The 9154-nt window shown below is 71.1% G+C and carries 8 protein-coding genes and 1 pseudogene; 4 read left to right on the top strand and 5 right to left on the bottom strand.

Translation table 11 applies throughout. The annotated features are described in order from the left end of the window. Positions 1 to 62: 62 nt before the first annotated feature. From LUX31_RS05010 to LUX31_RS05000, 3 genes are read left to right on the top strand one after another with little or no spacing between them, the layout of a single operon-like run. The gene (locus LUX31_RS05010; RefSeq protein ID WP_235473406.1) at positions 63 to 278 is read left to right on the top strand and encodes an MbtH family protein; all 216 of its coding nucleotides are present in this window, start codon (positions 63 to 65) and stop codon (positions 276 to 278) included. Between the two features lie 48 nt (positions 279 to 326). Continuing rightward, on the top strand, positions 327 to 1901 hold the full coding sequence (locus LUX31_RS05005) for an amidohydrolase (protein WP_235473404.1): 1575 nt from the start codon (positions 327 to 329) through the stop codon (positions 1899 to 1901). After that, the gene (locus tag LUX31_RS05000; RefSeq protein ID WP_235473403.1) at positions 1898 to 2131 is read left to right on the top strand and encodes a hypothetical protein; all 234 of its coding nucleotides are present in this window, start codon (positions 1898 to 1900) and stop codon (positions 2129 to 2131) included. Before LUX31_RS05005 ends, LUX31_RS05000 begins: the two co-directional genes overlap by 4 nt. A 47-nt stretch (positions 2132 to 2178) precedes the next feature. Here the strand turns inward: LUX31_RS05000 and LUX31_RS04995 are convergent, their stop codons facing one another. Continuing rightward, complete coding sequence (locus tag LUX31_RS04995; protein ID WP_235473401.1) at positions 2179 to 2769, bottom strand: isochorismatase family protein; 591 nt, start codon at positions 2767 to 2769, stop codon at positions 2179 to 2181. A 137-nt stretch (positions 2770 to 2906) separates the two neighbouring features. Between LUX31_RS04995 and LUX31_RS04990 the strand changes: the two genes are divergently transcribed. Further along, a complete protein-coding gene (locus tag LUX31_RS04990; RefSeq protein WP_235473400.1) occupies positions 2907 to 5036 on the top strand; it encodes a penicillin acylase family protein in 2130 nt (709 codons plus the stop codon). Here LUX31_RS04990 and LUX31_RS04985 read toward each other — a convergent pair. From LUX31_RS04985 to iolB, 4 genes and pseudogenes are all read right to left on the bottom strand, one after another. Continuing rightward, positions 5000 to 5785, bottom strand: a complete 786-nt coding sequence (locus LUX31_RS04985; RefSeq protein ID WP_235473398.1) for a GntR family transcriptional regulator — start codon at positions 5783 to 5785, stop codon at positions 5000 to 5002. The genes LUX31_RS04990 and LUX31_RS04985 overlap by 37 nt on opposite strands. A gap of 50 nt (positions 5786 to 5835) precedes the next feature. Continuing rightward, positions 5836 to 6045, bottom strand: a pseudogene (locus LUX31_RS04980) (methylmalonate-semialdehyde dehydrogenase (CoA acylating)); the annotation flags it as partial. A 130-nt stretch (positions 6046 to 6175) separates the two neighbouring features. After that, positions 6176 to 8053, bottom strand: coding sequence for a 3D-(3,5/4)-trihydroxycyclohexane-1,2-dione acylhydrolase (decyclizing) (gene iolD / locus LUX31_RS04975; RefSeq protein WP_235473397.1), 1878 nt, complete (start codon positions 8051 to 8053; stop codon positions 6176 to 6178). Then, on the bottom strand, positions 8053 to 8949 hold the full coding sequence (gene iolB, locus LUX31_RS04970; RefSeq protein ID WP_235473395.1) for a 5-deoxy-glucuronate isomerase: 897 nt from the start codon (positions 8947 to 8949) through the stop codon (positions 8053 to 8055). Before iolB ends, iolD begins: the two co-directional genes overlap by 1 nt. Positions 8950 to 9154: the final 205 nt, after the last annotated feature.

Below are 9154 nucleotides of genomic sequence, written 5' to 3'. Positions count from 1 at the left end.
CGACCAACAGACCACCAACCGAACCCCTGCACCCGCAGTAGCCACTGAGAGAGGAACACCCCATGACGAACCCCTTCGAGAACCCCGACGGCGTCTACTCCGTGCTCGTCAACGACGAGGGCCAGCACAGCCTGTGGCCCGACTTCGTCGACGTCCCGGCTGGCTGGACCGTCGTCCACGGCCCTGCGCCCCGCCAGGAGTGCCTGGACCACATCGAGACCAACTGGACGGACATGCGGCCCAAGAGCCTCGTGGAGCGCATGGAGCCGAGCGCCTGAAGCCGCGCGCCTGAAGCCCGGATCCGGAACCTCGACGAGGATTTGCCCATGCTCACCACGCGACTGACCAACGCCCGCATCCTCACCATGGACCCCGACCACCCCGTCGCCCACGACCTGGGCATCTGGCGGGGCCGGATCGTGGGCCTGGACGACGCGGTGACCGGGCTGCCCGCCGAGCGGGTGATCGACCTCCAGGGTGCGACCGTGCTGCCCGGGTTCATCGACAGCCATGTGCACCTGGCCTGGACGGGGTTCAAGGCGGCCACGCCGACGGTGGCGCCATGCGACCGGGTCGAGGACGTGCTCGCGGTCGTGGCCGAGGCGGCGGCGCAGGTGGCGCCCGGTGGCTGGGTGGACGTCGCGGGGTACGACCAGCGGGGGCTCGGCCGGCATCTGACCCTCGCCGAACTGGACAAGGCAGCCGCCGGGCGCAAGGTGCTCCTGATGCACGACTCCGGACACGGCTGCGCGGTCAGCAGCCCGGTGCTGGACCTGCTGCCCGGCCTCGTCCCGCACGAGGGCGCCTTCCTTGCCGAAGGAGCCATGGGCGCGGCACGGGCGCTTCGACTCCCGCACTCCCAGGAGGAGTTGGCGGAGGCCATCGGGCGGGCGGCCCGGGCCTGTCTCGCCGAGGGAGTCACGGCGTGCGCCGAGGCGGGCATCGGCGGCGCCCTGCTCGGCAACAGCCCGGTCGAGCTGGGCGCCTACCAACTCGCCCGGGAACGCGGCCTGTTGCCCCTGCGGGTCCAGCTGATGGTGGCCGCCGACCGGCTGCATCCCGTCACCGCGCACGAGGACGACGGCATTCCGCGCGCCATCGACCTCGGGCTCCGTACGGGCCTCGGTGACGACTGGCTGTCCGTCGGCGCGCTGAAGGTGTACACCGACGGCGGCATGATGGCCCGTACCGCCGCACTCAGCAGCCCCTATCAAGGGCTCGACACCGCAGGGCAGTTGCAGGAGGACCCCGAACTCCTCACCCGGACCATCGTGGACGGGCATCTCGCCGGCTGGCAGCTCGCGGTGCACGCCATCGGCGACCGTGCGGCCGATGTCGCGATCGACGCGCTGGAGGAGGCGCAGCGGCTGCGGCCCCGGCCGGGCGCCCGGCACCGGATCGAGCACGCCGGGCTGATCCGGCCCGATCAGCTGCCCCGGCTGGCGGCGCTCGGTGCGACGGCCGTCGTACAGGCCAACTTCCTGCGGTACTTCGGCGACGACTACGCGTCGATCATGGGGGAGGAGCGGGCGCCCTGGCTGTACCGGGGGCGCGGCTTCCTGGAGCACGGGATCCGGCTGGTGGGCAGTTCCGACCGGCCGGTGACGGACGGGTCGCCGCTGCGGGCCATTCAGTTCATGGTCGAACGGGCCTCGCTGTCAGGGCAGTTGATCGGTCCGGATGAGGGCATCACCGTCGACGAGGCGCTGCGCGCGTACACCGTCGACGGCGCCTGGGCCTGCCACTGGGAGGACAGCGTGGGAAGCCTCACGCCGGGCAGGCGTGCCGATGTCGTCGTTCTGGGAGACGATCCCGGAAGCGTCGACAGCTCGCGCATCGGGGACATCGAGGTCGTGGCGACACTCGTCGACGGCCGGGAGACCGAGGAGGGAACGCTGTGAGCGCTCCGACGACGGACGTCATCGGCGACTACACCCATCTGTGGCAGGACTCGCCCCACGCACCCCGATGGGTGCTCTGGGACACCGCCGGGGAAGTCCTGGTGTTCGACCGGGACGTCAACTGTCCCCTCTACATCGACGACGAGGGGGTCCGGGGCGAGGTGCTGCGCAGGATGCGCGCGGCCGGAGTCCCGGAGAGCGCGGAGTATCCGGGACGGCCCTGCGCCTGATAGCGGAATCCCAACAGCCGTAGAAGCACAGGTGTGTTGACGAACCGTCAGAACCCTTGTGCGGCGGCCTTTCCGTGCAGCAGCTCCCGCAGCAGTTGGTCGGTGGTGCACACGACTCCCGTGCGTGCCACCCACTTGAGGGCCATCGTGTGGTCCTCCGCGCAGTCGTCGGCCACCGCGTCGGCGACGACGAACGGCTGGATGTCGTGCATGAACGCGTCCGCCGCCGTCAGCAGTATCCCGAGGTGGGCGCGGACCCCGCACAGGATGAGCTGGTCCCGTCCAGCCTCCCGCAGCAGTCGGCCGAGATGGCTGCGCAGGAAGGCGTTGTGGCGCACGTTCAGCAGCAGATGCTCGCCCACGCGCGGAGCGAGCCGGGGGACGATCGAGACCGCGTTGGTCTCCGCGCTGAAGACGACGGGCATGCCCAGCGTGCCGGCCAGCTCGCGCAGGGTCGCGATGTTCTCGACCAGCTCCACGACGGGTGAGCCGCCCTCCGGGAACGCCTGGACGAAGGGATTCTGCATGTCGTGGACGAGCAGGGCGGCGCGTGCCGGATCGATGGCCCAGGGCTGGGCCGAGCGCGGTACGGCAGAGCTGTCGGGCATCGGATAGGAGCCGACGACTGGTGCGCCCATGGCGTGGTACCTCCCCCTGACGGCGTGCATGACACGAGCCGCTTCCTGCAAAGTTAGCTTAGCCTAAGCTAACTTTCCGTGTCGGTGTTAAGGGGTATCCAGTCGACAGGATGCCCAGAGTGCAGGGAGCGCAGCCAGTGCCGAGCAGGAGCCGTACCTACCGCGATGCCTGGGGCATCCCGCACCTCCGTGCCGCCGACCCCCTCCAACTCGCCTACGGGCAGGGCCGCAACGCCGCTCACGACCGCGCCTGGCAGATCGAGGTCGAACGCCACCGCTCCCAGGGCACCGCGGCCGCCTTCCTCGGCACCCCCGCCCTCTCCTGGGACCTCCTCGCCCGCCGGGCCCGCCTCGACGACACCGCCCGCCGCTGCTTCGACGCCCTCGACCCCGCCACCGCCGCCTGGGTCACGGCGTACGTCGACGGGGTGAACGCCGGTCTGGAGCAAGGGGCCGCCGCCGCACCGGAGTTCGCGGCGACCGGACTCGCGCCGACCCCCTGGCGGCCGTGGACACCCCTCGGCGTCTGGCTCGCCCACCACATCCTGTTCGCGGGCTTCCCGACCAAGCTGTGGCGCGAGGAGGTCGCCCGCCGCCTCGGCGACCACGCCCTCGAACTCTTCGCCACGGACGGCCCGGGCACCGCCGGCTCCAACGGCTGGCTCGTCCCCGGCCACCGCACCGCACACGGTGCCCCGATCATCGCGGGCGACCCGCACCGGCCCCTCCAGAACCCCGGCTTCTATCAGCAACTCCACCTCTCCTGCCCGGAGTTCGACGTCGTCGGCTTCGCCGTACCGGGCGTCCCGGGCATCGCCCACTTCGGCCACACCGGCACGGTCGCCTGGGCCATCACCAACGCCATGGCCGACTACCACGACCTGTACGAGGAGCAGCTGCGCGGCACGGAGGACGGCCAGGTGGAGGCACTGGGCCCCGACGGCCGGCGACCCGTCCTCCACCGGCACCGGGAGACCGTCGAGGTCGCGGGCGGCGACCCGGTCGACATCGACGTGATCGAAACGGAACGCGGCCCGGTCGTCATCGGCGACACCGAGAACCTCGACGGCGCGGGCGGCGAGGCGACCGTCATCAGCCTGCGCTACCCGCCCCGCGTCACCGCCGACCTCGGCTTCGCCGCGCTCCCGGCTCTGCTGCACGCCCGTACCGTCGCCGACGTCGACCGGGCGTTCGACCGCTGGATCGAGCCCGTCAACGTCGTCCACGCCGCCGACACGGAGGGCGGTCTGCTGCACCGGGTCGCCGGGTACGTTCCGGTCCGCCACCGCGACAACACGCTGCGGGTCGTCCCCGCCTGGCAGTCCGGGCATGACTGGAAGGGCCGCCACGACACCCCGCGCGCCGAGGTCGACGACCTCGCCGTCATGGCCAACGCCCGCGGCATCGCCACCCCCCTCGGCACGGAATTCGCCCCGCCGCACCGCGCCGACCGCATCACCGAACTGCTCCGCCGCTCCCACGACTGGACGGCCCCGGAGATGGCGACCGTCCACATGGACACCCAACTTCCCTCGGCCGCACCCCTGTTGGACCGAGTCGCGGAAACAGGCCTCCGAATCCCCGCCGCCGCACGCCTGCGCGACCGCCTCCTCGCCTGGGACCGCCGTATGGACGCCGGCAGCACGGACGCCGCCGACTACGCACGTCTGCGCTCGGCCGTCGTACGCCGGATCGCCGCCGCCCCCCAGCTGAAGAGCCTCGCCGGGCCGCTGCCCTACCCGGCGGTGTTCGAGCCCTGGCTGAACCTCACCGGCAAGGTCGCGTTCGCGCTGGAGAACCTCCTGTCCACGGATCTGCTGCCCGGCCCCGACCTCCCGGGCATCGTCGCCGACGCGCTGGAGGAGACTGCCGAAGCGGGCCCGGTGACCTGGGGCGAACTGCACCGCCTCGCCCCGCTGAGGGCTCTCCCCGGCAGCGGCGACGAGGAGCCATGGCCCGGCCTCGGTGGCGACCACGACTGCGTCCTCGCCACCTCCAGCGTCCCCGGCCTCACCGACCTCAGCTCACGCGGCCCCTCCGCCCGGTACGTCTGGGACCTCGCCGACCGTGACAACAGCCTCTGGATCGTCCCGCTGGGCGCGAACGGCGTCACCGGGAACGCACACCACCGCGACCAGCTGCCCCTGTGGGCGAGCGGTCAACTCGCCCCGGTCGTCACCGACTTCACCCGACTCACCGAAGAGACCGAGGGTGACCGGGGTGAGGAGCCTCAGGGTCGCATCAGCAGCTGGAAGTCGAAGGCGTAACGCGACGCCCGGTAGATGTGCGTGCCGTACTCCACGGCCCGTCCGGTGTCGTCGTACGCCGTGCGCTGCATGGTGAGCAGGGCGGCGCCCTCCGGTTCCTCCAGGCGTTTGGCCTCCGCCTCGGTGGCCGAGCGGGCGCCGACGGTCTGGCGGGCGCTGTGCAGGGTGATGCCCGCGCCGCGCAGCATCCGGTACAGGCCCGTCGACTCCAGCCGGGCGGCGTCGAGTTCGAGGAGCCCCGAGGGCAGGTAGTTGACGAGGAATGCCACCGGCTCGCCGTGCGTGCAGCGCAGCCGCTCCAGCACGACGACCTCGCTGCCCTCCTTCACCCCGAGGGCGGCGGCGACCTCGGCGGACGCCGGCTGCCCCTCGTTGCGCAGGACCTGGGTGGTCGGCCCCTGTCCGGCCGCCTCCAAGTCGTCGTACAGGCTGCTCAGTTCGAGCGGGCGCTTGACCTGGCTGTGCACGACCTGCGTACCGACGCCTCTACGGCGTACCAGCAGGCCCTTGTCCACCAGGGACTGGATCGCCTGGCGGACCGTGGGTCTGGACAGACCGAGCCGGACCGACAGGTCGATCTCGTTGCCCAGGAGATTGCCCGGCGCCAGGACTCCGTGCTCGATCGCCGCCTCCAGCTGCTGAGCCAGCTGGTAGTAGAGCGGGACCGGGCTGGAGCGGTCCAGCGTGAAGTCCAGGGTGTCGAGCGGGGAGCCGGACACCGCACGGGCACGATCACCGGGTGTCGCCACCGGGGCACCTCCCTTCAGGTAATGACGATGCGTCAGATAGTGATGCCGCGTCAGGAATGGCTGGGGAAACCGAGGTTGATACCACCGTCGGACGGATCGGGCCAGCGCGTCGTGATGACCTTCCCCTGGGTGTAGAAGGCGATGCCGTCGTTGCCGTAGATGTGCAGATCGCCGAAGAGCGAGTCCTTCCAGCCACCGAAGGAGTGGTAGCCGACCGGCACCGGGATCGGCACGTTCACACCCATGCCCGCCTTGACCTGGCCGGGTTGTATACGGCGCCGAAACGGCCGGATGTGCTCTCGACGGGCTTGCCGTCGATCCAGTGGGTGATGGTCTTCATGGTGCGGCCCTTTCAGGGGGTGCGGCCCCCTGGGGGAGGGGGCCGGTGGGTCAGAGGTGCCGGCGGCGGTCGGCTACCTGGCGGTCGTACGTGACACGCGCCTGTACGGCTGCCTCGCGGACGGCGGTCTCGGCGACCGGTACGTCCCACCAGGCCTCCGCCGGGGGAGCGGTCGGCGCCGGGTCGGTCTCGACGTACACGCAGGTCGGCCGGTCCGATTCGCGGGCCGTCGCCAGGGCGGTACGCAGCTCGCCGACGGTCTTGGCGCGCAGGACGTCCATGCCGAGGCTGGCCGCGTTGGCCGCGAGGTCGACCGGGAGCGGGGCGCCGGTGAAGGTGCCGTCGGCGGCCCGGAAACGGTAGGGCGTGCCGAAGCGCTCGCCGCCGACCGACTCGGAGAGGCCGCCGATGGAGGCGTACCCGTGGTTCTGGATGAGGATCAGATTGACCGGCAGGCCCTCCTGGACGGCGGTGACGATCTCCGTCGGCATCATCAGATAGGTGCCGTCGCCGACCAGCGACCAGACCGGGGTGTCCGGGGCGGCTTGCTGGACGCCGATCCCGGCGGGGATCTCATAGCCCATGCAGGAGAAGCCGTACTCCAGGTGGTACTGGCGGGGGCTGCGGGCCCGCCACAGCTTGTGCAGGTCACCGGGGAGCGAACCGGCCGCGTTGATGATCACATCGTCGTCCCCGACGACCGAGTTGAGAGCGCCGAGCACCTGGGTCTGGGTGGGCACGACGTTCTCGTCGGCGGCGCTGAAAGCGGTGTCAACAACCTGCTCCCAGCGATCCTTGCCGGCACGGTACTCAGCCTCGTAAGCCGAGTTCACACGGTGATCGGACAACGCCTCCGTCAACGCCGTGAGACCCGCGCGGGCGTCGCAGACCAGGGTCCGCGCCGCAAGTTTGTGGGCGTCGAAGGCGGTGATGTTGAGGTTGAGGAAACGTACGCCGGGGTCCCGGAACAGGGTGTTCGAGGCGGTCGTGAAGTCCGTGTAGCGCGTGCCGACGCCGATGATCAGGTCGGCGGCGCGGGCCAGATCGTCGCTGACGGCCGTGCCGGTGTGGCCGATGCCGCCCAGGTCGGCGGGGTGGTCGTAGCGCAGGGAGCCCTTGCCGGCCTGCGTGGAGGCCACGGGAATGCCGGTGGCGTCCACCAGCGCCTTCAGCGCCTCCTCGGCCTGGCTGTGGTGGATCCCGCCGCCCGCGACGATCAGCGGACGCTCGGCGCCGCGGATGGCCCGGACCGCCTCGGTCAGCTCGTAAGGGTCGGGCGCGGGACGCCGTACGTGCCAGACGCGCTCGGCGAAGAACTCCTCCGGCCAGTCGTACGCCTCCGCCTGCACGTCCTGCGGCAGCGCGAGCGTCACGGCACCGGTCTCCACCGGGTCCGTGAGGACACGTACGGCGTTCAGCGCGGACGGGATCAGCGCCTCGGGGCGCGTCACCCGGTCGAAGTAACGGGAGACCGGACGCAGGGTGTCGTTGACGGACAGGTCCGCCTCGACCGGGTGCTCCAGCTGCTGGAGCAGCGGGTCCGCGGCGCGCGTCGCGAAGTAGTCGCCGGGGAGCAGGAGCACCGGGAGGCGGTTGATCGTGGCCAGCGCCGCGCCGGTGACCAAGTTGGTGGCGCCCGGGCCGATGGAGGTGGTGACGGCCTGCGTGGAGAGCCGGTTCAGCTGGCGGGCGTAGCCGACGGCCGCGTGAACCATCGCCTGCTCGTTGCGACCCTGGTGGAACGGCATCGCGTCCTCACCGGCCTCCAGAAGCGCCTGACCGAGGCCCGCGACATTGCCATGGCCGAAAATGCCCCACGTTCCGGCGATCAGCCGGTGGCGTACGCCGTCACGCTCCGTGTACTGGACGGACAGGAACCGCACCAGCGCCTGGGCGACGGTCAGACGGCGGGTAGGGGTGGTGCTCATCAGGACTTCTCCGGGGCCGTGTAGAGGGGGAGGCGGGGGTCGACGGGCTGTTCGGGCCAGGTGGAGCGGACCCAGGCGTGATCGGGGTGGTCGCAGATCAGCCAGGCACGGTCGGCCTCGGGGCCCGCCATGACGTTCAGGTAGTACATGTGGTGGCCGGGCACGGCCATGGACGGCCCGTGCCAGCCGTCGGGGATCAGGACGACGTCCCCGCCGCGCACCTCGGCCAGCACATCCGTGTTCCGGCCCTGGCCGGAGGGGGAGACCCGCTGGTAGCCGAGGCCGGGCGTACCCTCGTGGTCCGCGAACTCGAAGTAGTAGATCTCCTCGAGGACGGACTCCTCGCCGGGCCGGTGCTCGTCGTGCTTGTGCGGCGGGAAGGACGACCAGTTCCCGCCAGGTGTGATTACCTCGACGGCGATCAGCTTGTCGCACTCGAAGACACCGGCCGCGCCGAAGTTGTTGACCTGCCGGGAGGAGTTCCCGGTGCTGCGCAGCTCCACCGGGACGGAGGAGGCGGGGCCGTAGCGGGCCGGCAGCCGCCGGGTGCAGCGGGCGCCGGTGAGGGCGAAGCGCCCGCCGGCGGGGGAGGTGATGGTCGCACGGGCGTCGCGTGGCACGTACACGAAGTCACTGACGCCGCTGAAGACGCTGTCGCGGCCGTGCACCTCGAAGGTGGAGTGGCCGAAATCGTCCGTCGCGTCGACCGTGCAGGCGCCGCTCAGGGAGAGCAGGATCCACTCGCTGTCGCCGGTGGAGAAGGCGTGCGAGCCGCCCGGCGGCAGCTCCAGCACCCGGAGGCTGGAGTAGCCCCAGCCGGCCTTCTCGGGGTTGACGTCGACGACGTACGGGCCGCCGAGGGCCTTGCCTGCCGGGAGGTGGTAGGCGGTGGTCATGGTCTGTCACTCCTGTTCACGGCGGATCTGTTGTCACCCGTGTTCACAGCGGGATCCGTGTCGCTCCGGTTCACGGCGGATTCCGTTTCGGCCGCGTTCACAGTGGGTCCCGTGTTGACCCTGTTCACAGCCGTGCCTTCGTTGCCTCGGTTCACAGCCGTGTCTTCGCTGTCTCGGTTCACGACCACGCCTTCGCGGCCACGGT

The organism is Streptomyces sp. GQFP (assembly GCF_021545335.1).
Taxonomy (GTDB): Bacteria; Actinomycetota; Actinomycetes; order Streptomycetales; family Streptomycetaceae; genus Streptomyces.
Note: the sequence above shows the minus strand (reverse complement) of the source record. Positions and strands in the feature narration are given on the sequence as shown.